The organism is Herbaspirillum sp. AP02, from assembly GCF_015767275.1.
Lineage (GTDB): Bacteria > Pseudomonadota > Gammaproteobacteria > Burkholderiales > Burkholderiaceae_D > Herbaspirillum.
This window is the reverse complement of the sequence record NZ_JADWMY010000001.1, coordinates 249,598-273,910: the sequence shown is the minus strand read 5'-3', so window position 1 is coordinate 273,910 and position 24,313 is coordinate 249,598. Positions and strand designations below refer to the sequence as shown.

Genomic DNA, 24,313 nt, shown 5'->3' with positions numbered 1-24,313 from the left:
GATGTCTTCCCTGCTGGAACTGCGCGGTCTGAAGGTGAGCTTCGGCGCGCACCAGGCCGTACGTGGGCTGGACCTGTCGATTGCCGCCGGCCAGACGGTGGCCCTGGTCGGCGAATCCGGCTGTGGCAAGTCCACCACGGCCCTGTCGATATTGCGCCTGCTGGATGGCTCGGCCCAGGTCAGCGGCCAGGTGCTGTTCGAAGAGCGTGACCTGCTGCGCCTGCCGGAACCCGAACTGGTCGCCCTGCGCGGCCAGGGCATCGCCATGATCTTCCAGGAGCCGATGACCTCGCTCAATCCGGTGCTCTCCATCGGCCAGCAACTGGTGGAGGCGATCCGCCTGCACCAGCCGCTGGACGGCGCGGCCGCGCGGGCGCGGGCACTGGAATTGCTGGCCCAGGTCCGCATTCCCGAACCGGCCAGGCGCATCGATGATTACCCGCACCAGCTCTCCGGTGGCCAGCGCCAGCGCGTCATGATCGCCATGGCCATCGCCAACCGTCCGCGCCTGCTGATCGCCGACGAGCCGACCACCGCGCTGGATGTGACGGTGCAGGCGCAGATCCTGGAACTGCTGGGCCAGCTGCGGCGCGAGCTGGGCATGGCCGTACTGCTCATCACCCATGACCTGGGCGTGGTGGAGCAATGGGCCGACCGCGTGGCCGTCATGTTCGCCGGCGAGAAGGTGGAAGAAGCCACGACCGCACAACTCTTTGCCGCGCCCCGCCACGCCTATACGCGGGGCTTGCTGGGCGCGTCCTTGCGACTGGAGCAGGAACTGCACTACCGCCGGCAGCGTCTCCCCGAAATCCGCAATGACATCGATGCAGACGGCCAATGGCGTTTCAGCCTGACCGATACCGCACTGAGGCAAGTCATCCAGCCGCTGACAGCCGGCGCTGCGCCCCTGCTGTCGGTACAGGACCTGCATGTGGATTACCCGACGCCCAAGGGCAGCGTGCACGCGGTGCGCGGCGTCAGCCTGGACATCGCCGCTGGCGAGACCGTGGGCCTGGTGGGCGAATCGGGGTGCGGCAAGTCCACCCTCTCGCGCAGCATCATCGGCCTGGAAGACAGCCGCAGCGGCCGTATCCTGCTGGACGGCCAGGACATCGCCAGGCTGGACCGCAAGGCCCTGCGCCCCTTGCGCAGGCGGGTACAGATGGTGTTCCAGGACCCGTATGCCTCACTCAATCCACGCCATAGCGTGCGCGACATCCTGGATACGGCCCTGCAGATCCATGAAGTCCGGGACCGCAACGAGCGCCAGCGGCGCGTCAGCCAGATCATCGATCTGGTCGGCCTGCCGCAGGCCGCCCTGGGCCGCTACGCCCACCAGTTCTCGGGCGGCCAGCGCCAGCGTATCGGGATCGCCCGGGCGCTGGTGCTCAAGCCTGCGCTGGTGATCTGCGACGAACCGGTCTCGGCGCTGGACGTCTCGGTGCAGGCACAGATCCTGAACCTGCTGGTCGATCTGAAGCAGGAGTTCGGCCTGGCCTACCTGTTCATCTCGCACGATCTGTCGGTGGTACGCTACATCGCCGACCGCGTACTGGTGATGCAGGGTGGGCGCATCGTCGAGGAAGGCGATCATCGTTCCATCTGGCAGGCGCCGCAGCATCCCTATACCCGCACCCTGCTGGCGGCGGCTCCCGGCGCGGCCAGCACGCGTGCTGCCGAGGCGCAGCCGGAATTGCTCATTGCCTGAGCTCCGCTCCTGCTTCCATCATTACAACCACAACGGGGAACCCCTCCATGTCTCTACCGCTTCGCTCCTTGCTGGCGACCGCCGTCTCGGCCGCCGCCTTGTTGCTGACCACCCCGGCCCAGGCCGAAGGCCAGTTGCGCATTGCCTATCAGTTTGACGTCGGCGACATCCTGCTGCACGTGGTGCGCGACCAGAAGCTCATCGAGAAATATGCCGCCCAGGAAGGCGTGCAGGCCAACGTCGAATGGAAGCAGCTCTCCGGCGGCGCCGCCATCAATGACGCAATCCTCTCCAATACACTGGACGTGGCCTCGACCGGGCTGCCACCGCTCCTGACCGTATGGGACCGCACCCGTGGCAAGCAGAACATCAAGGCCATCGCCGCCCTGGGTTCGCTGCCGACCTATCTGCTCTCGCGCAATCCGGCGGTCAAGAGCATCGACGACTTCAGCAAGGCCGATCGCATCGCCCTGCCGGCCACCACCATCTCCCTGCATGCGCGGCTGTTGCAGATCGCCGCCGCCAAGCGCTATGGTCGCGACAAGTTCAATCACTTCGATGAATGGACGGTGAGCCTGCCGCACAGCGAAGCGGCGGCTGCCCTGCTCTCGGGCAAGACCGAGGTCAACGCCCACTTCGCCAGTCCGCCCTTCCAGTTCCAGGAACTGAAAGACCCTGCCATCCACAAGATCACCAGCTCCTACGAGATCCTGGGCGGCCCGGCCACCCTGAACATCCTGTGGGCCCCGGAGCGCTGGCAGAAGGAAAATCCCAAGACCTTCACCGCCCTGCGCCGCGCACTGGCAGAGGCCTTGAGCTACGTCCAGTCGCACAAGGCGGATGCGGCCGCTACCTACGTGCGACTGGAAAACTCCAAGCTGCCGGTGGCCTTCGTGCAGGAAATCATTTCCCTGCCCGATGTGCAGTACACGCTGCAACCGCAGAACACCTACAAGCTGGCTTCCTTCCTGGCCGATGTCGGCGCCATCAAGCAACGCCCGGCCTCCTGGAAGGATTACTTCTTCGAGGAAGCCCACGCAGCCGGCGGCAGCTGAGCCGGCCAAGGCAGTGAGGGCGGCCACCTGGTGGCCGCCTGTCCTCAATCGGCGCTGAAGCCGAGAATCACCCCATGCGTCTGCGAGGGCGGCACCACCAGCTTGCCGGCGTTTTCCTGCAGGCCCTCAATTGCCTGCCCTGCCAGATAGGTCTTGGTCGCCTGCAGCGAAGGCACCCGCAAGGTCAGGCCCACGGCCCGTTCGATGCCGTGCGGCACCAGTCCCACATCGACCCCGTAATGCTGTGCCACACCTTCGCGGGTGAGATACCAGATCGCCGTGGGACCGGCCTGGAAGCGCACGCCATGCGGATGACGGGTCAGGGTCTGCGCGCCGAAGGCCTGGGTCAGGATGCTTTGCGCCGCGCTCGGGTCCAGCGCCAGATAGACGTATTCGGCCAGCCCCGTAGCCCCGTTGGGGTGCTGCTGCCACTCCTTGCGCCAGACCAGTTCGGGCGTGCCATGTTCGCAGAAGAACACGCGGCCGTTGGGAATGCGGCTGGCGGCGATGCGCAGGGTACGGAAACGGGCATCCCCCAGGTGCTGGCCATCGACCACCACCGGTCGGTGGAAAGACTGTGGCCCGCCTTCTTCCAGCGGGATGCTGCGCTCGGCCAGGTGACGCCAGGTGTGATCGGCGTCGCTGGTCTTGAAGACCAGCCCGGCCAGTCCGCCCGGATGGCCCCAGCGGAAGGAGGACCGCTGGGGTTCCACACCCAGCAATTCGAGGTAGTCATCACCGAAGATGGCCAGGTGGTTGCTGCTGCCCTTGGAATGGTGGCCGCGTGGCGTGAGCGCGAAACCCAGGCGGGTATAGGCCTGCTGGGCCTGGTCGAGGGCTTCCTCGACGTGGATGACGACGTGGTCGATGCGTTGGGTCATGGCTGTCTCCGTTGAGGGTGGCCGCCCTCGCGGGCGAGCTCGTGATGCCACTGCCGTCCCGGTACCGAGTCCAGCAGTTGGCGGGTGTAGGGATGAACGGGCGCACCAAAGACGTCGGCGCTGCTGCCGCTTTCGACCACCTGGCCGTCTTTCATGACGGCGATGCGGTCACAGATCTGCGCGGCCACGCGCAGGTCATGCGTGATGAAGAGAATTGACAGTCCCAGCTGTTCGCGCAGGCGTGCCAGCAGGGCCAGCACCTGGGCCTGTACCGACACATCCAGGGCCGATACCGGCTCGTCGGCCAGCAGCACCCGTGGCTGCAGTGCCAGTGCGCGTGCCAGTCCGATGCGCTGGCGCTGTCCACCCGAGAATTCATGGGGATAGCGCTGCAGGGCGTTGGGGTCCAGCCCGACCAGTTCGAACAGCTCGCGCACACGCGCCCGCGCCTGGCTGCGCGGCACACCCTGTTCCAACGGCCCCTGCGCCACGATGTCGCCGACCCGGTGACGCGGATTGAGCGAACCATACGGATCCTGGAACACCATCTGGATCTTGCCGGCCCGCTCGCGCCGAAGGCGCGCTCCTTGCGGCAAGGGCGCACCGGCCACTTGGATGTCCCCGGCATCGGGCTGCAACAGACCGAGGATCAGCCGCGCCAGTGTGGACTTGCCCGAACCGCTCTCGCCGACGATGCCCAGCGTCGCGCCGGCCGGCAGGAGCAGGCTGACCTGGTCGACGGCGGGACGGGTGACCGCCTTGCGCTGGAACCAGCCGCGTGGACGATAGGTCTTGGACAGCCCCTCCACTGCCAGCGCCGGCGGTGCCTCGCTCGCCGTCTGCGGACGCGGCGCTGGCGGCGTCAGCGCCGGTACCGCCGCGATCAAGGTGCGGGTATAGCTGTGCTGCGGGGCGTTCAGCACCTGCTCTGCACTGCCCTGCTCGACCAGCTTGCCCCGCTGCATGACGGCCACGCGGTCGGCGATCTCCGCCACCACGCCGAAATCATGGGTGATGAACAGCACCGCCGTACCGCGCCGGCGCTGCAGGTCATGGATCAGGTGCAGGATCTGGGCCTGGGTGGTCACATCCAGCGCGGTGGTCGGTTCGTCGGCGATGAGCAGCGCCGGTTCCAGCGCCAGCGCCATGGCGATCATCACGCGCTGGCGCTGCCCACCCGACAACTCATGCGGATACGCCTTGAGCACGCGCGCCGGATCGGGCAGTTGCACCGCCACCAGCAACTCATGTACCCGGGCGGCGATCTCGTGCCGTCGCAGGTCGGTATGGACCTGGAACACTTCGGCCAGCTGGCGGCCGATGGTATGCAGGGGGTTCAGCGCGGTCATCGGCTCCTGGAAGATCATGCCGATGCCCTGTCCGCGCAGACGGCGCAGCTCCGCCGGTGCCAGTCGCAACAGATCCTGGTGGCCTTGCCAGATGGCCTGGCCCGCGGAGACGGTCACGCCTTCCGGCAACAGGCCCAGCAAGGCATTGGCGGTGAGCGACTTGCCCGAGCCGCTCTCGCCGACCACGCACAGGATTTCTCCGGCATGCAATTCCAGCGAGACCTCCTGCAAGGCCAGTGCGCGGTCGGCGCCCTTGGGCAAGGCGATGGACAGCTGCCGGATCGACAGCAGGGACGCCGCCTGTGGCGTGGTGACCAGCCCGGCGGGGGCAAAGGGATGGGGAGCGTTCATGAGCGGTGCAGCCTCGGGTTCAATGCATCGTTGAGGCCCTGTCCGACCAGCGAGATGCCCAGTACGGTCAACAGGATGGCCACGCCGGGAATGGCCGAGACATACCATTGCACCCGGATCACGCCACGACCGGCGCCGATCAGGTTGCCCCACGACGGGACGTTGGGATCGGAAAGGTTGAGGAAGGCCAGCGCGCTTTCCAGCAGGATGGCCACGGCCATGATGACGCTGGCGTAGACGATCACCGGTGGCAAGGCATTGGGCAGGATTTCGCGGAAGATCAGCTTGAAGTCGCCCACGCCCAGGCTGCGCGCGGCCTGCACGAACTCGCCGTGGCGCAGCGCCAGGAATTGCGAACGCGTCAGGCGCGCCACCGGCGGCCAGGAGACGATGCCGATGGACAACACCACGGTACGGATGTCGGAACCGAACACCGCCACCAGCACCAGCAGCAGCAGGAAATTGGGCAGGATCTGGAAGGCCTCGGTCACGCGCATCAGCAGGTCGTCGATCCAGCCGCCATAGAAGCCCGCCACCGCGCCCAGTACCAGGCCGATGCCGGCGGCGATGGCGGTGGCGACCACCCCGATGCCCAGCGAAATACGGGCGCCATGCAGGATCTGGGCGGCAATATCGCGTCCCACCTGGTCGGTCCCCAGCAGGAAGCGGGTGCTGTCACCCGGCCACTGCAACGGCCGTCCGGCCAGCGACAGCGGATTGCGCGGGTAGGCCCAGCCCGCCCCCAGGGCGCAGGCCACCACGGCCAGCAGGAGCAGCAGCCCGACCACGGCGGCCGGGTTGCGCAGGTAGCGTATCAGGAGATTCATGTGGTTTCAGGAAATCGGTGGATCAGTGGATCAGTGCGTGCCATGGATACGCGGATCCAGCCGCGCATACAGCAGATCGACCACAAAATTGATGGCGATGACCAGCAAGGCCGAGACGAAGACGATGCCCAGCAGGGTATTGAGGTCGCGCTGGACCACCGCTTCATAGGCCAGCCGTCCCAGCCCGGGCAGCGCGAACACGGTTTCCACCACCACCGAACCGCCCAGCATGGTGCCGGCCTGCAGGCCGATCAGGGTGACCATGGGCAGCAGTGCATTGCGCAGCATGTGCCGCACCACCACCGCCGTCTCGCCCACTCCCTTGGCACGTGCGGTGCGGATGAAGTCCTGGGTCGAGACCTCCAGCATCGAGGCGCGCATGATGCGCAGGTACACCGCCAGGAAGATCAGGGACAGCGTCACCGTCGGCAGCGTCAGGTGCCAGGCGATATCAAGCACGCGCGCCCGGCCATGCAGGGCGATGTCGATGGATTCGAAGCCGCCCGAGGGCAGCCAGTCCAGCCAGATGGCAAACACGAAAATGCCCATCAGCCCGAACCAGAATGAAGGCGTGGCATAGAACACCAGGCCCAGGGTCGAAATGAGGGTATCCGGCCAGCGATTGACGCGCCGCGCCGCCAGCACGCCCAGCGCCATGCCCACCGCAAAGGCAATGGCCAGCGCCGAGCCCATCAGTAGCAAGGTCGCCGGCAGGCGCTCGACGATCACCTGCGCCACCGGCTTGCCATAGATGGCCGAGTGGCCCAGATCGAGATGCACCAGTCGCCACAGGTAATCCCCCAGCCGCACCGACACCGAATCATTGAGCCGGTAATACTCGCGCAGGCTGGCGATCATGGTGGCGTCGCCGCCGCCCATCTGGGCCACCAGCGCATCGACCGTATCGCCCGGTGCCAGTTGCAGCAGCAGGAACAGTCCCGCCAGGATGATCAGCAAGGCCGGTACCGCCGCCAGCAGGCGGTGTGCGGCCAGGGCAAACAGACGCATGGCGTGATCCCTTATGCCTTGAGCCAGGTATCGTGCCAGCTGCTGGAGGGCCAGCGGGCATTGTTGTGGCCGTTCTGCACGTTGCGGCTGACCACCGAATAGAACTCGCGCTCGGTGGCCATCCAGATCGGCAATTCCTCGTTGACGGCCTGCACCCACTGCGCATACAGCGCGCGCCGCTTGGCCGGATCGATCTCGCTGGCGGCGTCGTCGATGAGCTTGTCGACCTTCTCGGATTTCCAGCCGTACTGGTTGGTCCAGGGTGCACCGGCCGGGCTGCCGGAGCGATACCACACCGTGGTGGAGACCGCCGGATCGCCGCGGAACTGGTGCCAGCCGGTGGCGATGTCGAAATTGCTGTCCTTGTAGACGGCGGTGAGCGCGCCGGCAATGTCGTACTGCACGATCTCGACCTTGATGCCCACGGTTTCCAGCGACTGCTGGATGAAGGTGGCCAGCAGGGGCACGTCTTCGCCGTTCTGGATTGGCACCAGTTTCAGTGCGAAGCGCACGCCATCCTTGCCGCGCTTGTAACCGGCCTCTTCCAGCAGCGCGTCGGCGCGCTTGGGGTCGAAGGGGTAAGGCGGCTTGGCGCCCTTGGGCGAGAACGAGGAACTCGAGGGAATCGGCCCGTTGGCCGGCTTGCCCAGACCGTACAGGAAGTTGTCGATGAAGTAGCCGATGTCGATGGCATGGACGATGGCGCGACGCACCCGCACATCGGCCAGTTCCTTGCGGCGGAAGTTGAATTCCAGCGTGTTGTTGAACAGATTGGCTTCCAGCCCCTTGCTGCGTACCTCGAACTTGGGGTTCTTGCGCAGGCGGTCCAGGTCGGCCAGGGCCAGTTGCGAATAGGCCGACAGTTGCAGCGAACCGGTCTCCAGCGCTGCGGTGGCGGCCGACTTGTCGGTGATGATGCGCCAGACGATGCGGTCCAGATAAGGCAGGCCTCGGCGCCAGTAGTTGGGATTGCGTTCGGCAATGATGTACTGGCCGCGCTGGTATTGCACGAACCGGAACGGGCCGGTGCCGATGGGCGCGGTATTGGCCGGGTTTTCCAGCACATTGGATTTTTCGTACACATGACGCGGCACCACGTAGCCGAGGTCGGCCAGCGCACGCAACAGCAGATCCAGTGGCATCGGGCGCTCGTAGCGGAAGACCACGGTATGGGCGTCAGGCGTATCCACCGTGCGCAGATACAGGTGCAAGGCGGTGGCGTAGTTGAGCTGCTTCTTCCACAGTTCCAGTGCGTTGTACTGCACGTCGGCGGCCGTGAAAGGCTTGCCGTCATGCCAGTTCACCCCCTCGCGCAGCTTGAAGGTGATGGTCTTGCCATCGGCCGAACTGGTCCAGGAGGTCGCCAGTTGCGGCACTGGCTTGCCCTCGGCATCCAGGTCCACCAGTGACTCGATGATCTTGCTGGTGACGATGTAGACGCCGGTGGAGGCCCGCAGCGCGGGATTGAGGATACGTTGCTCGGAACCGAGATGGACGTTGAGCACACCACCGCGGCGCGGCTCGGTCTGCGAAAAGGAAATCGAGGGCCAGGCCGACGAGACCAGCAAGGCACCTGAAGAGAGCAGAAATTGACGGCGGGTTGCGCGCATTGTTGTTGTTCCTTGAGGGTTATTCGAAACATCGCGCAGCGTAAGTCAGGGCCATCCGCGCACGGAACGACCGATTTCGCATTTATTAATACGTTTGTCGTTGCCGGTGCGCATCCATACGCCGCGACATGCCGTCCTTGAGCAGCCCTCCCCCAATCGGATGACAAGTCCTTATGCGCTTTGCTTCTTTCAAGCCTCTTTTTTATTCGTTCACCAAAGCCACCGGCGGTTTTACAGTGAGCCCATCGATTGCCGTCTATAGCCACCAAATGGCCAGACCCACCGAACCCCGATCACCTGTCCATGGAGAACCCGAGATGTCTTCCCTGTCGTCCGTTGCCACCCTGAACGCCGAAGCCACCCCCGCCACCCAGCGCGAGCTGCCCCCCGAACTGGCAGAAATCCGCGCGCAGGCCCTTGCCGCCGGCCTGCCCTATGCCGGCGGCATTGCGCCCGAGCAGGCCTGGGCCCTGGTCGCGGCCGGCAAGGTGCTGCTGGTGGATGTGCGCACGGCAGAAGAACGCAAGTTCGTCGGCCACGTTCCCAACAGTCTGCACGTGGCCTGGGCTACCGGCACGTCGCTCTCGCGCAACCCGCGCTTCGTGCGTGAACTGGAGAACAAGCTGGGCGGCAAGGCCGTACCGGCACTGCTGCTGTGCCGCAGCGGCAAGCGTTCGGTGGCCGCCGCGGAGGCCGCGACCAAGGCCGGCCTGACCTGTATCTTCAATGTGCTGGAGGGCTTCGAAGGCGAGCTCGATGAGAGCCAGCAGCGCGGCAAGGCCGACGGTTGGCGCTTCCACGGTCTGCCCTGGCTGCAAGACTGAGCACCGAGGCCAGCCACATCGGCCACCGCCTGCGACCCCCATCAACAACAATCAAGAGAGTCCCATGGCCAATTTCGATATCCACCAGATCGTCCAGTCCCTGCATGAAGCCCGCGTGGGCTGGCGCGTCGCACAGCGACGCAACAATGATTCCAATGGCCGCGAGTTTCCCTCGCGGGATGCGCTCGATGGCATCATCACCACCCTGAAAGGGGTGCTCTTCCCGATGCGCCTGGGTCCGCCGGACCTGCGCCAGGAGAGCGAGAACTTCCACGTCGCCCACGCCCTGGATGCCGCGCTGCATGCGCTGCTGGGGCAGGTGCGGCTGGAACTGAAGTACAGCGCCGGACTGACCGGCCAACCTACGCCCAACCTGGAACAGGACGCCATCTCCATCACCCGGGCCTTCGGTGCGTCGCTGCCGCAGATCCGCAGCCAGCTCGATACCGACGTGCTGGCCGCCTATCAGGGCGACCCTGCCGCACGCAGCGTGGATGAAGTGCTGCTGTGCTATCCCGGCACGCTGGCCATGATCCACTACCGTCTGGCACATCGCCTGTACCAGCTCGGCTTGCCCCTGCTGGCGCGCATCATCGCCGAACTGGCGCATGCCGCCACCGGCATCGACATCCATCCCGGTGCGCAGATCGGCACCGGCTTTTTCATCGACCACGGCACCGGCGTGGTGATCGGCGAGACCGCCATCATCGGCAACAACGTGCGCATCTACCAGGCCGTGACGCTGGGGGCCAAGCGCTTCCCCACCGACGCCGAAGGCAAGCTCGAAAAAGGCCGGGCACGCCATCCCATCGTCGAGGATGATGTCGTGATCTATGCCGGTGCCACCATCCTGGGACGCATCCGTCTGGGACGGGGTGCGGTCATCGGCGGTAACGTCTGGCTGACCCATGACGTGCCGGCCGGGGCCTACATCTCGCAGGCGGCGTCGCGCGAAGACGCATTGGCGCAGACCAGCGCCGCTGCGGCATGAGCGAGGCAGTCATGAGCACGCAGGCAAGTACCGCCCGGCAAGGGGACGAAGAGGCCCTGACCAGTGCACTGGTGCAAAGCTTTGGCATCGGTGTGCGCCAGCTGCGGCGCGAGCGTGGCTGGTCGCAGGAAAGGCTGGCCGAAAACTCCAACCTGAACCGCTCCTATATCGGCGAGATCGAGCGCGGTACCGCGATTGCCTCGCTGGTGACGGTGGAGAAGCTGGCGACCGCCCTCACCCTCTCGCCCTCGGCCCTGGTCACCCATGGCGAACGGATCAACCAGCAGAACCTGGTGCGCGGCTTGCAGTTGATGGCTATAGCATGTTGAGCCGCAGCGTCTGAGCCCCGACACTTCGCCTGTTCATTCACCCCATTCCCCGCAACCTCTCTCTTACGGAGTCCAGATGTCCGCAACTGTCGGCGGTACCACCGCACTCGGCGATAATGCAGCACGGCAACTCGCCAATGCCACCAAGACCGCACCCCAGCTGGAAACCATCAGCCCACGCTGGCTCACGCATCTGCTGCAATGGGTCCCGGTCGAAGCCGGTATCTATCGCCTCAACAAGGTCAAGAACCCCGAATCGATCAAGGTCACCTGCACCGCCCGCGAGGAAGAGAACCAGTTGCCGCGCACCTTCGTGGATTACGAAGAACAGCCGCGCGAATTCTTCCTCAATGCCGTCTCCACCGTGCTGGATGTGCATACCCGCGTGTCCGATCTGTACAGCAGCCCGCATGACCAGATCAAGGAACAACTGCGCCTGACCATCGAGACCATCAAGGAAAACCAGGAAAGCGAACTCATCAACAACCCCGACTACGGCCTGCTGGCCCAGGTCACCGAAGAGCAGCGCATCTTCCCGCTGACCGGCGCGCCGACTCCGGACGACCTGGACGAACTGCTGACCAAGGTCTGGAAAGAGCCCGCCTTCTTCCTGGCGCACCCGCTGGCCATTGCCGCCTTCGGCCGCGAAGCCACCCGTCGTGGCACCCCGCCGCCGACCATCAGCCTGTTCGGTTCGCAATTCATCACCTGGCGCGGCGTGCCACTGATCCCTTCCGACAAGGTGCCGGTGGCCGACGGCAAGAGCAAGATCCTGCTGCTGCGCGTGGGCGACAAGCGCCAGGGCGTGGTCGGTCTGTACCAGCCGGGCCTGCCGGGTGAACAGAGCCCGGGCCTGTCGGTGCGCTTCATGGGCATCAACAATCACGCCATCGCCTCTTACCTGATCTCGCTGTATTGCTCGCTGGCCGTGCTGACCACCGATGCCCTGGCGGTGCTGGACGATGTCGAGATCAACAAGTACCACGACTATCCCGACACCTACAAATAAGAGGCCGCCAACGTGAGCATCCTCACTCCCGCATCCCAGGACGCCGGCTTGCCGGGCCAGGACGCCTCGGCCGCGCCGTTCGATCCGGCGCTGCTGGCGCGGCTGGCCAACGAGCTGTTCGCCGCACCGAGCGCACCGGCGTGGTCTCCCGGCCTGGTGCCGGGGGCCCAGCCGCCGGCCAACTTCGCGCCGCCGGCTTCGCCCCTGTCCAGTCCTGCCGGTACCAGCCAGGGCGTGCCGGGTACGGCCATTCCGCAAGGACTGGCGCCGGGCCTGAACCTGATCCCTTCTTCGCCGCACCAGGTGCTCACGCTGGGCAACCGCGCGCCCGCCCTGGCACCAGCGGCACCGGCCGGCAACGGCACGCCTGACAAGGTGTTTTCCAGCCTGCCGGCCTACGAGCCACGCCTGGGCGGTGCCGCGATCGGCGCGCCGCAGGCGGCCGCACCGGTGGCAGCAGCCCCCGGCCCGGCAGCACCGTCCAGCGCAGGCTACTATTTCCTCGATGGTGGCCACGGTCACCCGCGTGGCGCCGTGCCTGACGCTGCTCCGGCCCCGGCTTCGGCCACGGCCGGACCGGGTAGCGCACCGCAGTATTACTTCCTACACGCGGTGGAACTGCCCAGCGGCTACGTCACTCCGGCCAAGCCGGCACCGCATGCCGTGCACCAGCCCGCCGGCGCACAGCAAGGCGCGGCATTCGATGTACATGCCGTGCGTCGCGACTTCCCGATCCTGCAGGAGCGGGTCAATGGCCGGCCACTGATCTGGTTCGACAACGCCGCCACTACGCACAAGCCGCAATCGGTAATCGACCGCATCAGCGAGTTCTATCGCCGCGAGAATTCCAATATCCACCGCGCCGCACATGAACTGGCTGCGCGCGCCACCGATGCCTATGAAGGTGCGCGTGAACGGGTGCGCGCTTTCCTCAACGCACCGGATGTGAACGAAGTCATCTTCGTGCGCGGCACCACCGAAGCCATCAACCTGGTGGCCAAGTCCTGGGGCGGCAAGCATGTGGGTGCGGGCGACGAAATCATCGTCTCGCACCTGGAGCACCACGCCAACATCGTCCCCTGGCAGCAACTGGCAGCCGAAAAAGGCGCCAGGCTGCGAGTGATCCCGGTCGACGATTCGGGGCAGGTATTGCTGGATGAATACGCCAAGCTCCTGAACGAGCGCACCAGGATCGTGGCGGTCACCCAGGTCTCCAACGCCCTGGGGACCGTCACGCCGACCAAGCAGATCGTCGAACTGGCGCGGCTGGCCGGTGCCCGTACGCTGGTGGACGGAGCGCAATCGGTGTCGCACATGCTCACCGACGTGCAGGCCTTGGGTGCGGATTTCTTCGTCTTCTCGGGTCACAAGGTGTTCGGACCGACCGGCATCGGTGCGCTGTGGGGCCGGCGCGAGGTGCTGGAGGACATGCCGCCCTGGCAAGGCGGCGGCAACATGATTGCCGATGTCACCTTCGAGAAAACCGTGTTCCAGCCGTTGCCCAACACCTTCGAAGCCGGCACCGGCAATATCGCCGATGCCGTCGGCCTGGGTGCGGCCATCGATTACGTCAACCGCATCGGCATCGACAACATCGCTGCCTACGAACACGCCCTGCTGGAATACGGCATGCACAAGCTGGGCGAGATTGAGGGCTTGCGCCTGATCGGCACGGCCACCCACAAGGCCAGCGTGATGTCTTTCGTCCTCGATGGCTACAGCACCGAGGAAGTCGGCAAGGCGCTCAACCAGGAGGGCATCGCTGTACGTACCGGCCACCACTGCGCCCAGCCCATCCTGCGCCGCTTCGGTGTGGAAACCACGGTGCGGCCTTCGCTGGCCTTCTATAACACCTTCGATGAGATCGACTGCCTGCTGACGGTGGTACGACGTCTGTCGGCCCAGCGCCATCGTCGTTGATTCCTAGGGCCTGTTTTCGTGTGAACAGGCCCTGGCTGATGTCCTTGCAACGGCCGCTCGCGCGGCCGTTTTTTCGTCTGCGGGCCTGGCTGCGAAAAAACGCATAAGCACATGAAAAATGGGCGCAACGGGATCCTTGCCGCTGTCTTAGTATCGGTTTCGTTCTTTCTCGCACCGGAACCCTCATGCCCCCGGATATTGCCGACATCGCCACCCAGCCTGCCACGCTTGCCCCCGGCAAGATCGCTTGAGCCCACCTTCAATGATGAACACGCCATGAGCAGCACCTCCCTCCCCCAGCGCCACCACAACCGCCAACTTGCCCTGGGCGCCTTCCTGATGCAGACCGGCCACCACATCGCCGGCTGGCGCCATCCCGCCGCCCAGGCCGATGCCGGCAGCAACTTCGCGCACTACGTCGAACTGGCGCGCCAGGCCGAGGCCGCCAAGTTCGATGCCATCTTCATTTCCGACTCGGTGGGCGTACGCAACCGCGATCTGGCCTCGCTGTCACGCACGGCGCGGGCCGACCAGTTCGAGCCGCTCACCCTGCTCTCGGCGCTGGCGGCGGTGACCGAACGCATCGGCCTCATTGGCACCGCCTCCACCTCCTTCAACGAGCCCTACAACATCGCCCGCAAGTTCGCCTCGCTGGACCAGATCAGTGGCGGACGTGCCGGCTGGAACCTGGTCACCTCCAGTGGTGACGGTGAAGCGGAAAACTTCAATCTCGTCAAACACCTGGACCACGCCCTGCGCTATGAGCGTGCCGCCGAATTCCATCAGGTCGTCACGGGGCTCTGGGACAGCTGGGAAGATGATGCCTTCCTGCGCGACAAGGAGAGCGGCCGCTATCTCGATCCGGCCAGGCTGCACGTGCTGAACCACCAGGGCAAGCATTTCTCGGTGCGCGGTCCCTTGAACGTGGCCCGCTCACCGCAAGGGCGTCCGGTGGTGGTGCAGGCCGGCGCTTCGGAGGCCGGGCGCGATCTGGCGGCGCGGACCGCCGAAGTGATCTTCGTGGCGCACCAGACCTTCGACGAAGCGCGCAGCTTCTATGCCGACATCAAGCAGCGTGCCGCCGCCTATGGCCGCTCCCCGGACGAGATCAGGATCATGCCGGGCATCTTCCCGGTGGTGGCGCCCACCCGGGCCGAGGCGCAGGACAAGTTCCAGGCTCTGCAGGAACTGATTCCGGTCGAGGTCGGCGTGCAGTTGCTGTCGCAGATGGTCAGCTTCGATCTCTCCCCCTATCCGGTGGACGGTCCCTTGCCCGAGCTGCCGCCCACCAATGGCGCCAAGAGCCGCCAGCAACTGATGGTGGACCTGGCCCGGCGCGATGGCCTGTCGATCCGCCAGACCTACCTGCGCATCGCCGGCGCGCGTGGTCACCAGCAGGTGGTGGGCTCGCCGGGCGACATTGCCGACCTGCTCGAATCCTGGTTCCGCGACGGTGGCGCCGATGGCTTCAACATCATGTCGCCGGCGCACCCGGCGGGGCTGGACGATTTCATTGCGCTGGTGTTGCCGGAACTGCGCCGGCGCGGCCTGTTCCGGACCGAGTACGAGGGGCGGACCTTGCGCGAGAACCTGGGGCTGGCCAGGCCAGCGCATCAGAAGCCCGCCCTTCAGGAGAACGCGGGCGCCAAGGTCGCCTAGCCCCGGGGATCAGGAAGGGCAGCTGCCGGAGCTGCCCTTCCCATCGTGAGCGCGTTTGCGGCAGGCGCTACACCACGACGATGTTGTCGATCACCCGCTCCACGCCGGGCGTATGTTGCGCCGCCCGGCAAGCCTCCTGCCGTTCGGCAAGCGAGCCGACCATGCCGGTAAGGGTGACGACCTTGTCGTTCACGCCCACATAGAGGGCCGTGGTCTGGATGTGCGCCCGCCGTTGCAAGGCTGTTTCGATGCTGTTCCTGATGTCGCGCGGTGCGGCGCTGGCCTGCACCGTGATCAGGTTGCTGATGCCGATCAGGCCGAAGAGAGTGCGGAGCGACTGTTCGGCCGCTTCGCGCTGGTGGTCGAACCGGACCTGGCCCGACAGGGTGATCCAGCCGTGCTCCACCTTGATCTGGAGGCCCTCCTTCGGCAACAGCACATTCCATTCGATGGCGTGGCGGGCCGCGGCGGCAATCTCGCTGTCCGTCCTCTGGCTGGCGCCGGGCAGGTGTACGTCGATCTCCACGGCCAGCCCCTTGACGCCACCCACGCGCAAGGCGGCACGTTCGGCCGCATACTTTTGGGCGTAGCTGTCGAGATGCCCGGTCAGCGTTACGATCCCGCTGACCACCTCCACGCCGATGCGGTTGTCGTCGAAGGCACTATCCCAGGCCAGTTCGTCCATGACTTCCTGCCGCAATTGATGGTCGCTTTTCATCGCCCTGCTCCCTTGAGAAGTTGCGCTTCAGCCGGCCTTGCTCCTGGCGACCTTGTTCGTGGTCTTGTCTGCTGGCTTGCCGTCAGCCGGTACGCTGTTGGCGCCGGAGCTGGCACTGTTCAGATAGCCCGCATATTGGCCGTTCAACCCCGCCATCCGCTGTTGCGTGGCGTGATTCAGCCTGGCACTGAGTTCGGCCAGCCACTCGACCAGCTGTCCGGCAAAGACGGCGCTTTCCTGCATCTCACTGCGCCAGCGTTCGGCCATCATCGAGGCCGCTTCCACCGGGGTTCTTGCTTCCACGCATTGCTTGGCCAGCAGGATTGCATTGCCGCTTTCGCGGCGCAGGAAACTGGTATCCAGGTCATAGAGCTTGCTCATGCTTGCGAGGGTGGTGGCGCCGAGTTCGACGCCGGCCTCGATCTGATGGCTGGCGTAGCCCAGCCAGAAGTCGGCGTAGTTGTCCATGTTGGGGAGGCGCATGGGATTTCCTTTCCAGAATCTGGCAATGCCCGATCGAGAACGCCAGAGGTCATTGCCTGCCTTTCCAGCGTCGCTTGCCGGGGCCCGGGCTGGATCATCCAGCACCGGCGCCCACAATGTTCAGCAAGTCTGATCCTTATATGAAGATTCTGCGCCAGGCATCGGATGCAAAACTGATGCAAGTCAAGTTCCTGCACTGACCCGACAGGGCCTCGCTGGCTGGCCTTGACTTACATCAGTAGGCCGGGCCAGGCCATGGCGCACAGTTGCCCCATGCAATCCCGGTCAATGGGCATCGGGTGCAGTTCATGGAGTGAGCCATGCGACAGATTTCCCCCACCCAATGGGTCCGGCTTGGCAGCCAGCTGGACGACGCCGAACATTCACTGCGCCAGCGCATGCAGGCAGCCGACTTCATCGACGAAGAAGGTCCGGAGCGGGCCGCCATCGTGCAAGTGATGTCGGACCAGGAGTTGCATGAATTGCAGGACATCAGCCAGGCACGATCGCGCATGCAGGACGGTAGCTATGGACTATGCGCAGATTGCGAGGCCGATATCGCGGTCGAGCGTCTGCTGGCCTATCCCACGGCCAAACGCTGTCTGGCCTGCCAGCAGCTGCATGAACGTCGCCACCCCAGGGCCGCCTGATGAACACGCACGGACAAACCTGGCCACTGCCCCTGCAGACGGCTGTCATTCCTACGCCGACCGAGCGCCTGGACATGCAGGTGCACGCAGCCCTGGCGCGTTCCAGCGGCTCGCTGTCGCTGGCGTCGGGATTGCTGGCCGCTATCGACTGGGCTGCGCACCTGGCCGTCTCCCCCGGAAAGCGCCTTGAATTACTGTGCCTGGCCCTGCAGCAGGGCAACCGCCTGTTGCATTACATGGGCAGTGCCCACGCCCAGGCTTCCGACCTGCCGGTCGCCGACCGCCGCTTTGCCGCGCCGGACTGGCAACGCTGGCCCTACAACCTGTGGCACCAGGGTTTCCTGCTGACCGAACAATGGTGGAATGCCGCCACGCGGGACGTCTGGGGTGTCGAAAAGCATCATGCCGATCTGGTCAATTTCGCTGCGCGCCAGATACTGGACATATTCTCTCCCGGCAACTATCTGTTGACCAATCCGGAAGTGCTGCGTGTGAGCGTGGAACAAGGCGGCGACAATCTCCTGACTGGTCTGCAGAACTGCATGAACGACATGGTCGGTCTGCTGCTGGAACAGCCGGCGAACCCTGATCGCAGCTTCCTGCCCGGCAAGGACGTGGCGATCACGCCCGGCAAGGTGGTCCTGCGCAACGACATCATGGAATTGATCCAGTACGCCCCGGCCGGCAAGGCGGTGTATCCGGAGCCGCTGCTGATCATTCCGGCCTGGATCATGAAGTACTACATCCTCGACCTGTCACCGGCGAACTCGCTGATCCGCTATCTGGTCGAGCGCGGTCACACGGTGTTCTGCGTCTCCTGGAAGAACCCCGGTCCCGAAGACCGCGACCTGGGCATGGACGACTATCTGAACGCCGGCCTGCATGCCGCCCTCGACGCGGTCAACCGCATCGTCCCCGGTCAGAAAGTGCATGGCGCCGGTTACTGCCTGGGTGGCAGCCTGTTGGCCATTGCTGCGGCCGCGATGGCACGCGACGGCGATCCGCGTCTGGCATCGCTGACCTTGCTGGCGGCGCAGACCGACTTCAGCGAGCCGGGTGAACTGGGCCTGTTCATCGACGAAAGCCAGATCAGCCTGCTGGAGGCCCAGATGCAGGAGGCCGGCACGCTCAGCCAGACACAGATGGCGGCCGCCTTCCAGATGCTGCGCTCCTACGACCTGCTCTGGTCACGCGTGATCGGCCAATACCTGATGGGTACGCCGGCCCGCAACAGCGACCTGATGGAATGGAATGCGGACGCCACCCGCATGCCGGCTCGCATGCATTCGCAATACCTGCGCCGGTTGTTCCTGGATGACGATCTGAGCGAAGGCCGCTATCCCGTGGAGGGCAAGCCGGTCGCGCTCAGTGACATCAACACCCCGGTATTCCTGGTGGGAACGGTCCGCGACCATGTCGCGCCCTGGCACTCGGTCTTCAAGCTGCATTATCTGTGCCCGGCGGAAATCACCTTCGTGTTGGTCAGCGGCGGCCACAATGCCGGCATCGTCAGCCCGCCGGGGCATCCGCGCAGCCAGTTCCAGATGCGTACCCGGCCAGCCGGTGGCGCCTACTGCCCGCCCGATCAATGGGCCGCAGAGACGCCCGTCACCGAAGGCTCCTGGTGGCCTGCCTGGCAAACCTGGCTGGCGCAGCATTCGGGCGAGCCCACCACCCCGCCCCGTCTGGGCGGCGCAAAAGCCGGGCGGATGGACGATGCGCCCGGAGCCTACATCATGGAGAAATAGGATGGTGCTTTCGCTGGAAGGAAAAAAAGGCCTGGTGGTGGGCATCGCCGACAAGCACAGCATCGCCTGGGGCTGTGCGCGTGCACTGCACGCGGCCGGCGCCGAACTGGCCGTGACATGGCTCAACGACAAGGCGCGCCATTGTGTGGAACCCCTGGCGGATCAGGTGCAGGCCACCATCATGAGCCCGCTGGATGTCAGTCAGCCCGGCCAGATGGAGCATCTCTTCGAACTGATCACGACGCACTGGGGCAGGCTCGACTTCGTGCTGCATTCGATCGCCTTCGCACCGGCGGCGGATCTGCACGACCGCGTCGTGAATTGCTCGCCCGAGGGATTTGCCAAGGCAATGGACGTGTCCTGCCATTCCTTCATCCGCATGGCGCGCCTGGCGGAACCCCTGATGAAGAATGGCGGTAGCCTGATCACCATGAGTTATGTCGGTGCCGACGAGGTCGTCAGCAACTACGGCATGATGGGACCGGTCAAGGCGGCGCTGGAAGCCAGCGTGCGCTATCTGGCCAGCGACCTGGGCCCGGCTGGCATCCGGGTCAATGCCGTGTCGCCGGGGCCGCTGGCCACGCGGGCGGCCTCCGGGCTGAATTGCTTCGAGGAGTTCCTGACCGACGCGGCGCGCCGTTCGCCCTTGCGCCGGCTGGCCAATATCGACGACGTCGGTGACCTGTGCAGTTTTCTGGCCAGCGATGCGTCCAGCGTGATCACCGGAAACACCCTGTATGTCGATGCGGGCTATCACATCGTCGCATGAGCCACCCCGGGCAAGCGTGAGCGCCGCATCGCTGACTCCGCTCCGGCCCATTCCAAGCCGAGGACACCATGACCGAAGCATCATCAGGCAGCCCCGCCAACATGACAGAAACGCACGCCAGCGACGATCTGCTCGGCCTGATCCGCAACCGGGTCTTCGCGGAAATCGCCATCGGTGACACTGCCACCATCACCCGCACGCTCACCTCGGCCGACATCCAGCTCTTCGCCGTCATCTCCGGTGACGCCAATCCCCAGCACCTGGATGCCGCCTTCGCCAAGGAAAGTCGGTTCCATGGACTGATCGCGCATGGCATGTTCGGCGGCGCATTGATCTCGGCCGTGCTTGGGACCCGGCTGCCGGGGCCAGGCACGATCTATCTCGGCCAGACCCTGCGGTTCCTGCATCCGGTACGCATCGGCGATACGCTGCAGACCAGCGTCACCGTGGTCGCACGTGACGAGGCCCGGCACCGGCTGACGCTCAAATGCGCCTGCGTCAATCAGGACAACGTCATCGTGATCGAAGGCGAGGCCGACGTCATCGCGCCCACCGAATCCATCGTGCGACGCCGGACCACCTTGCCGGAAGTCAGCATGAAGATGGGTAATGGCGAGCTGCAACAGTTGCTCGACCATACGCGCCAGCTGGGGCCGGTCAAGGTCGCCATCGTCCATCCCTGCGATGCGGCCAGCCTGTCGGCGGTACTGGACGCCCATGCCGCCGGTATCATCCTGCCGGTGCTGGTGGCGCCCCGGGCCAAGCTGCTGGCCCTGGCCGCGCAGCAGAAGCTGGATATCTCCGCGTTCCCCATTGAGGACGTTCCCCATAGCCACGCGGCAGCGGCACGTGCAGTCGAGCTGGCCAGCCAGGGACAGGTGGAGATGCTGATGAAAGGCAGCCTGCATACCGACGAATTCATGAGCGCCGTCGTGGCCAGCCCGGCGCTGCGCACCAAGCGCCGCATGAGCCATTGCTACCTGATGCAGACGCCCTCCTACCCGCGCCCCTTCATCATCACCGATGCGGCCGTGAACATCGAACCGACGCTGGAAGAAAAGGCCGACATCATCCGCAACGCCATCGACCTGGCCCAGGCCATTGGCGTCAAGCTGCCCAGGGTTGCCATCCTGGCGGCGGTGGAGACGGTCAATCCGAGGATGCCGGCCACGCTGGACGCTGCCGCGCTATGCAAGATGGCCGATCGCGGGCAGATCACCGGCGGTGTACTGGATGGCCCGCTGGCCTTCGACAACGCGGTCTCGCCGGTATCGGCACGGGTCAAGGGCATCGTCTCGGAAGTGGCGGGACAAGCGGACATCCTGATGGTCCCCGATCTGGAAAGCGGCAATCTGCTGGCCAAGCAACTGGAATATCTGGGTGGCGCCGTCAGTGCCGGCCTGGTGCTCGGCGCGCGCCTGCCGCTGGTGCTGACCAGCCGCGCCGATTCACGCGAAACACGGCTGGCCTCCTGCGCCGTGGCGCGCCTGGTTGCGCAGCACTACCGGGCCATCCCGCCTTGATGGGAGAGGCAAGTATCCTCTGCCTTGACGTTCAGTCCTGAACGACGTACTGAACGACGAAGTAGAAAACGACATAGATGATCAAGAGTGCCATGCTCGCCAATAGTGAAATAGCCAACATTCGCATTGTCTGTCCTGACGTCGGTGACCCAGGGCAGGAACCGCGCCCGAGCCGAAATAGCTGCCGTCCATGATGGGCGGCATGCGCGACGAAGAACTGATGCAGATCAGATAAATCGGCCGAAGCAGTATCGCTATGCACATCGAGGGAGGTTCGGATGCGAGAGTCGAAGGATGATTACCAAGGCCTGTTTCCTTCCGAAGTAGCGCGCATGCTTGCCGAGGACGGGCCGAACGTGTTGACATCCGAACGGCGCCGGATGGGACGGGCTCTGATCAATGTTCTGAAGGAGCCGATGTTCGTGCTCCTGCTGTCGGCCGCTACCATCTATCTGGTCCTGGGCGATCTCCGCGAAGGCTTGTTGTTATTGTTTATGGTTGCGCTCACCGTGGGGCTGACGCTCTATCAGGAGGGAAAGACCGAGCATGCGCTGTCCGCCCTGCGCGTGCTCAACAGCCCCACCGCACTGGTAATCCGCGCGGGTCGGACGGTGCGCGTCCCCAGCCAGGATCTGGTGCGGGGCGACCTGATCCTTCTGGAGGAAGGCGCCCGGGTGCCAGCAGACGCGGACGTTCTTGAGGCTACCAATCTGCAGATCGATGAATCATTGCTGACCGGAGAGGCTTGCCCGGTGGAAAAGCGCGGCCCACCAACGACACCCGAATGGCATCAGCCCTCCCCTGCGCAAACCGACAGCGCGATGCTGGTGCGATCAGGCACACTGGTCGTACGAGGCAGTGGTATCGCCCGGGTGAGCGCTACAGGCGCCCGCAGTGAACTGGGAAAGATCAGCAGTCTGCTCCATGAGCTGGTCGAGGAACCGAGCCCGATGCAGCGGCACGTGGCTCGTGCAGTCAAGGTGTTTGCCGTAGCCGGCCTGGCACTGAGCGCCCTTCTCGTGGTTCTCGAAGGCTATGCCCATGGCCGCTGGACCGAGGCCCTGTTGATGGGAATCGCCTTGTCGATGTCGCTGCTGCCGGAAGAGCTTCCCATCATCCTCACGGTCTTTCCTGCCATCGGGGCATGGCGCATGGCGCGGGCCAATGTGCTGACGCGGCGCCTGTCGGCGGTCGAGGCCCTGGGTTCGATCACGGTCCTGTGCACCGACAAGACCGGAACGCTGACAGAGAACCGGATGCGTGTCGTACAGGCGATGAGCGCCGGGCACCATCTTTACTTCGATGAGAGCGACGTCGGCATCACCTCGCCGCAGTGGCGCACGCTGCTGGAAACCGCAGCCCTGGCGAGCAGCCAGCGTCCCACCGACCCCATGGAGAAGGCCTTTCATCAGCTGGCCGGGGAAAGCGCCAAACGCTTCGCACCGCCAGCGGCCACGCAGCTGCTGCAGGAATACCCGCTCAGTCCCGAGTTGCGGGCGATGACGCTGGTCTGGAAAGGCGATGCAGACACCCCCTTGCTGGTAGCGACCAAGGGGGCGCCGGAGGCGATTGCATCCTTGTGTGGGTTGGCGCCGGCAGAAGTGCAACAGATGCAGCACGATGTCCTGCACCTGGCCAGCCACGGCTTGCGCGTGATCGCCGTGGCCAGCTGCAACTGGAGCGGTCCGCTACCGGCCTCGCAGACCGGCTTCGCACTGCGCTACCTCGGCCTGCTGGCACTGGCCGATCCACTGCGAGAGGCCGTACCGGCTGCGATCCAGGCCTGCCATCAGGCCGGGATCAGGGTCATCATGATCACCGGCGACCATCCTGGCACGGCCCAGAACATTGCGAGAGAGGCCGGCATCAGTGCCGACCGGATTTTGCTGGGCGATGAGGTCCAGGCCATGGATGAGCACGAACTCTCCTGCCGGCTACGCAGCACCAGTGTCTGTGCGCGCATCACGCCCCAGCAGAAGTTGCGCATCGTGGCGGCACTGAAGGCCGACGGCCAGATCGTCGCCATGACCGGCGACGGCGTCAACGATGCGCCTGCGCTCAAGGCCGCGCATGTTGGTATCGCCATGGGAGGGCGCGGTACCGATGTCGCCAGGGAAGCCGGCTCGCTGATCCTGCTGGACGACAACTTTTCCTCCATCGTGGAGGGCATCCTGACGGGGCGGCGGATCTTTTCCAGAATGCGCAGTGCGATGACCTACGTCCTGTCCATGCATGTGCCTATCGCCGGCATGGCATTGCTGCCTGTCATCTGCGGCTGGCCCTTGATCCTCTATCCGATGCAGATTGCATTCCTGGAGCTGATCGTCGACCCTGCCTGTACGCTGGCCTTTGAGAATGCGGCAACGGACGGCAGCGAGCGCAGTGCGCCGGGTCGCGACGGCAACGCGCCGCTGCTGGAAGCGCGCACCCTCCTGCTGGCAGTGATGCAGGGCGGTCTGGCCCTGGCGTTCGCAGTCTGCGGCTATGCCTGGTTTCTGGAACGACTCGCGCCGGGTCAGGCCCGTGCTGCCGGGTTCATCGTGCTGGTCGTGCTCAATCTCAGTCTGATGTTTTCGGCGCTGGCCCCTGGACGCCACTTCCTGCAGGCGCTCTATCCGAGCAATGGTGCGGCACTGATTATTTCGGCGCTCGCCGTGACCATGCTGCTGGCGGCCTTGTACGTTCCGGCACTGACCGAGGCCTTCCATTTCTCGTCATTGCCGTTGCCTGAGCTTGTCATGGCATTTGCTTGGGGCGTCCTTGCCTTCCCTGCTTATGAATGCGCAAAGTTCCTGATCGCCCGGTTCAGACGTTCTCCACCCACCGTAAGCGAAAACTGAGCGCTGGTGTCCGCCGCATCTGTCGCATCGGCCACATCGGTCGCATATGACTGGCCCAAGC

20 protein-coding genes are annotated in these 24,313 nt (G+C 65.0%); 13 read left to right on the top strand and 7 right to left on the bottom strand.

Features of this window, described 5'->3' with window-relative positions:
• Nucleotide 1: 1 nt before the first annotated feature.
• The gene (locus I5R65_RS01150) at nt 2-1,708 is read left to right on the top strand and encodes an ABC transporter ATP-binding protein (protein ID WP_196872137.1); all 1,707 of its coding nucleotides are present in this window, start codon (nt 2-4) and stop codon (nt 1,706-1,708) included.
• A gap of 47 nt (nt 1,709-1,755) precedes the next feature.
• Nucleotides 1,756-2,763, top strand: a complete 1,008-nt coding sequence (locus I5R65_RS01145) for an ABC transporter substrate-binding protein (protein WP_196871909.1) — start codon at nt 1,756-1,758, stop codon at nt 2,761-2,763.
• A gap of 44 nt (nt 2,764-2,807) precedes the next feature.
• Here the strand turns inward: I5R65_RS01145 and I5R65_RS01140 are convergent, their stop codons facing one another.
• Genes I5R65_RS01140 through I5R65_RS01120 form a run of 5 tightly spaced genes read right to left on the bottom strand, consistent with a single transcriptional unit; the run spans nt 2,808 to nt 8,789 of the window.
• The gene (locus I5R65_RS01140; protein ID WP_196871908.1) at nt 2,808-3,644 is read right to left on the bottom strand and encodes a VOC family protein; all 837 of its coding nucleotides are present in this window, start codon (nt 3,642-3,644) and stop codon (nt 2,808-2,810) included.
• Nucleotides 3,641-5,344 carry an ABC transporter ATP-binding protein gene (locus I5R65_RS01135; RefSeq protein ID WP_196871907.1) on the bottom strand — a complete coding sequence of 568 codons (1,704 nt, stop codon included), beginning with the start codon at nt 5,342-5,344 and terminating at the stop codon, nt 3,641-3,643. The genes I5R65_RS01140 and I5R65_RS01135 overlap by 4 nt, the downstream gene beginning before the upstream one ends.
• A complete protein-coding gene (locus I5R65_RS01130) occupies nt 5,341-6,171 on the bottom strand; it encodes an ABC transporter permease (protein WP_196871906.1) in 831 nt (276 codons plus the stop codon). The genes I5R65_RS01135 and I5R65_RS01130 overlap by 4 nt, the downstream gene beginning before the upstream one ends.
• A gap of 30 nt (nt 6,172-6,201) precedes the next feature.
• Nucleotides 6,202-7,179 carry an ABC transporter permease gene (locus I5R65_RS01125; protein ID WP_196871905.1) on the bottom strand — a complete coding sequence of 326 codons (978 nt, stop codon included), beginning with the start codon at nt 7,177-7,179 and terminating at the stop codon, nt 6,202-6,204.
• 11 nt (nt 7,180-7,190) lie between these two features.
• Nucleotides 7,191-8,789 (bottom strand): ABC transporter substrate-binding protein, encoded by a 1,599-nt coding sequence (locus I5R65_RS01120; RefSeq protein ID WP_196871904.1) that lies wholly within the window; start codon nt 8,787-8,789, stop codon nt 7,191-7,193.
• A 317-nt stretch (nt 8,790-9,106) separates the two neighbouring features.
• Between I5R65_RS01120 and I5R65_RS01115 the strand changes: the two genes are divergently transcribed.
• The 6 genes from I5R65_RS01115 (at nt 9,107) to I5R65_RS01090 (ending at nt 15,521) form a co-directional block, all read left to right on the top strand.
• A complete protein-coding gene (locus I5R65_RS01115) occupies nt 9,107-9,613 on the top strand; it encodes a rhodanese-like domain-containing protein (RefSeq protein ID WP_196871903.1) in 507 nt (168 codons plus the stop codon).
• 64 nt (nt 9,614-9,677) lie between these two features.
• Entirely contained in the window at nt 9,678-10,604 is a 927-nt protein-coding gene (gene epsC / locus I5R65_RS01110; RefSeq protein WP_196871902.1) for a serine O-acetyltransferase EpsC, read from the top strand.
• Between the two features lie 11 nt (nt 10,605-10,615).
• The gene (locus I5R65_RS01105) at nt 10,616-10,933 is read left to right on the top strand and encodes a helix-turn-helix domain-containing protein (RefSeq protein WP_196871901.1); all 318 of its coding nucleotides are present in this window, start codon (nt 10,616-10,618) and stop codon (nt 10,931-10,933) included.
• A gap of 76 nt (nt 10,934-11,009) precedes the next feature.
• On the top strand, nt 11,010-11,942 hold the full coding sequence (locus I5R65_RS01100) for a family 2A encapsulin nanocompartment shell protein (protein WP_196871900.1): 933 nt from the start codon (nt 11,010-11,012) through the stop codon (nt 11,940-11,942).
• Between the two features lie 12 nt (nt 11,943-11,954).
• Nucleotides 11,955-13,862: a family 2A encapsulin nanocompartment cargo protein cysteine desulfurase gene (locus I5R65_RS01095; RefSeq protein WP_196871899.1), complete on the top strand. Its 1,908-nt coding sequence runs from the start codon at nt 11,955-11,957 to the stop codon at nt 13,860-13,862.
• A 276-nt stretch (nt 13,863-14,138) separates the two neighbouring features.
• Entirely contained in the window at nt 14,139-15,521 is a 1,383-nt protein-coding gene (locus tag I5R65_RS01090) for an LLM class flavin-dependent oxidoreductase (RefSeq protein WP_196871898.1), read from the top strand.
• A 67-nt stretch (nt 15,522-15,588) separates the two neighbouring features.
• Here I5R65_RS01090 and I5R65_RS01085 read toward each other — a convergent pair whose 3' ends face one another.
• The gene (locus I5R65_RS01085) at nt 15,589-16,239 is read right to left on the bottom strand and encodes a BON domain-containing protein (protein ID WP_196871897.1); all 651 of its coding nucleotides are present in this window, start codon (nt 16,237-16,239) and stop codon (nt 15,589-15,591) included.
• 27 nt (nt 16,240-16,266) lie between these two features.
• The gene (locus tag I5R65_RS01080) at nt 16,267-16,722 is read right to left on the bottom strand and encodes a hypothetical protein (protein ID WP_196871896.1); all 456 of its coding nucleotides are present in this window, start codon (nt 16,720-16,722) and stop codon (nt 16,267-16,269) included.
• Between the two features lie 320 nt (nt 16,723-17,042).
• Here I5R65_RS01080 and I5R65_RS01075 point away from each other — a divergent pair, with 320 nt between their 5' ends.
• The 5 genes from I5R65_RS01075 to I5R65_RS01055 all read left to right on the top strand — a co-directional run bounded on the left by I5R65_RS01075 (nt 17,043) and on the right by I5R65_RS01055 (nt 24,252).
• Entirely contained in the window at nt 17,043-17,372 is a 330-nt protein-coding gene (locus tag I5R65_RS01075) for a TraR/DksA C4-type zinc finger protein (RefSeq protein WP_196871895.1), read from the top strand.
• A gap of 74 nt (nt 17,373-17,446) precedes the next feature.
• A complete protein-coding gene (locus tag I5R65_RS01070; RefSeq protein ID WP_231395071.1) occupies nt 17,447-19,120 on the top strand; it encodes an alpha/beta fold hydrolase in 1,674 nt (557 codons plus the stop codon).
• A 1-nt stretch (nt 19,121) separates the two neighbouring features.
• Entirely contained in the window at nt 19,122-19,889 is a 768-nt protein-coding gene (gene fabI / locus I5R65_RS01065) for an enoyl-ACP reductase FabI (RefSeq protein WP_196871893.1), read from the top strand.
• A 101-nt stretch (nt 19,890-19,990) separates the two neighbouring features.
• Nucleotides 19,991-21,412, top strand: coding sequence for a bifunctional enoyl-CoA hydratase/phosphate acetyltransferase (locus I5R65_RS01060; RefSeq protein ID WP_196871892.1), 1,422 nt, complete (start codon nt 19,991-19,993; stop codon nt 21,410-21,412).
• Nucleotides 21,413-21,690: 278 nt separating this feature from the next.
• Nucleotides 21,691-24,252, top strand: coding sequence for a cation-translocating P-type ATPase (locus I5R65_RS01055; protein WP_196871891.1), 2,562 nt, complete (start codon nt 21,691-21,693; stop codon nt 24,250-24,252).
• The last annotated feature ends 61 nt before the right edge of the window (nt 24,253-24,313 follow it).

Coding starts and splice junctions, on each gene's coding strand:
- I5R65_RS01120 (WP_196871904.1), bottom strand. CDS start 8,789: ATGCGCGCAACCCGCCGTCAATTTCTGCTCTCTTCAGGTGCCTTGCTG.
- I5R65_RS01140 (WP_196871908.1), bottom strand. CDS start 3,644: ATGACCCAACGCATCGACCACGTCGTCATCCACGTCGAGGAAGCCCTC.
- I5R65_RS01130 (WP_196871906.1), bottom strand. CDS start 6,171: ATGAATCTCCTGATACGCTACCTGCGCAACCCGGCCGCCGTGGTCGGG.
- I5R65_RS01080 (WP_196871896.1), bottom strand. CDS start 16,722: ATGCGCCTCCCCAACATGGACAACTACGCCGACTTCTGGCTGGGCTAC.
- I5R65_RS01085 (WP_196871897.1), bottom strand. CDS start 16,239: ATGAAAAGCGACCATCAATTGCGGCAGGAAGTCATGGACGAACTGGCC.
- I5R65_RS01060 (WP_196871892.1), top strand. CDS start 19,991: ATGACAGAAACGCACGCCAGCGACGATCTGCTCGGCCTGATCCGCAAC.
- I5R65_RS01115 (WP_196871903.1), top strand. CDS start 9,107: ATGTCTTCCCTGTCGTCCGTTGCCACCCTGAACGCCGAAGCCACCCCC.
- fabI (WP_196871893.1), top strand. CDS start 19,122: ATGGTGCTTTCGCTGGAAGGAAAAAAAGGCCTGGTGGTGGGCATCGCC.
- I5R65_RS01135 (WP_196871907.1), bottom strand. CDS start 5,344: ATGAACGCTCCCCATCCCTTTGCCCCCGCCGGGCTGGTCACCACGCCA.
- I5R65_RS01145 (WP_196871909.1), top strand. CDS start 1,756: ATGTCTCTACCGCTTCGCTCCTTGCTGGCGACCGCCGTCTCGGCCGCC.
- I5R65_RS01090 (WP_196871898.1), top strand. CDS start 14,139: ATGAGCAGCACCTCCCTCCCCCAGCGCCACCACAACCGCCAACTTGCC.
- I5R65_RS01150 (WP_196872137.1), top strand. CDS start 2: ATGTCTTCCCTGCTGGAACTGCGCGGTCTGAAGGTGAGCTTCGGCGCG.
- I5R65_RS01125 (WP_196871905.1), bottom strand. CDS start 7,179: ATGCGTCTGTTTGCCCTGGCCGCACACCGCCTGCTGGCGGCGGTACCG.
- I5R65_RS01075 (WP_196871895.1), top strand. CDS start 17,043: ATGCGACAGATTTCCCCCACCCAATGGGTCCGGCTTGGCAGCCAGCTG.
- I5R65_RS01055 (WP_196871891.1), top strand. CDS start 21,691: ATGCGAGAGTCGAAGGATGATTACCAAGGCCTGTTTCCTTCCGAAGTA.
- I5R65_RS01105 (WP_196871901.1), top strand. CDS start 10,616: ATGAGCACGCAGGCAAGTACCGCCCGGCAAGGGGACGAAGAGGCCCTG.
- epsC (WP_196871902.1), top strand. CDS start 9,678: ATGGCCAATTTCGATATCCACCAGATCGTCCAGTCCCTGCATGAAGCC.
- I5R65_RS01070 (WP_231395071.1), top strand. CDS start 17,447: ATGCAGGTGCACGCAGCCCTGGCGCGTTCCAGCGGCTCGCTGTCGCTG.
- I5R65_RS01100 (WP_196871900.1), top strand. CDS start 11,010: ATGTCCGCAACTGTCGGCGGTACCACCGCACTCGGCGATAATGCAGCA.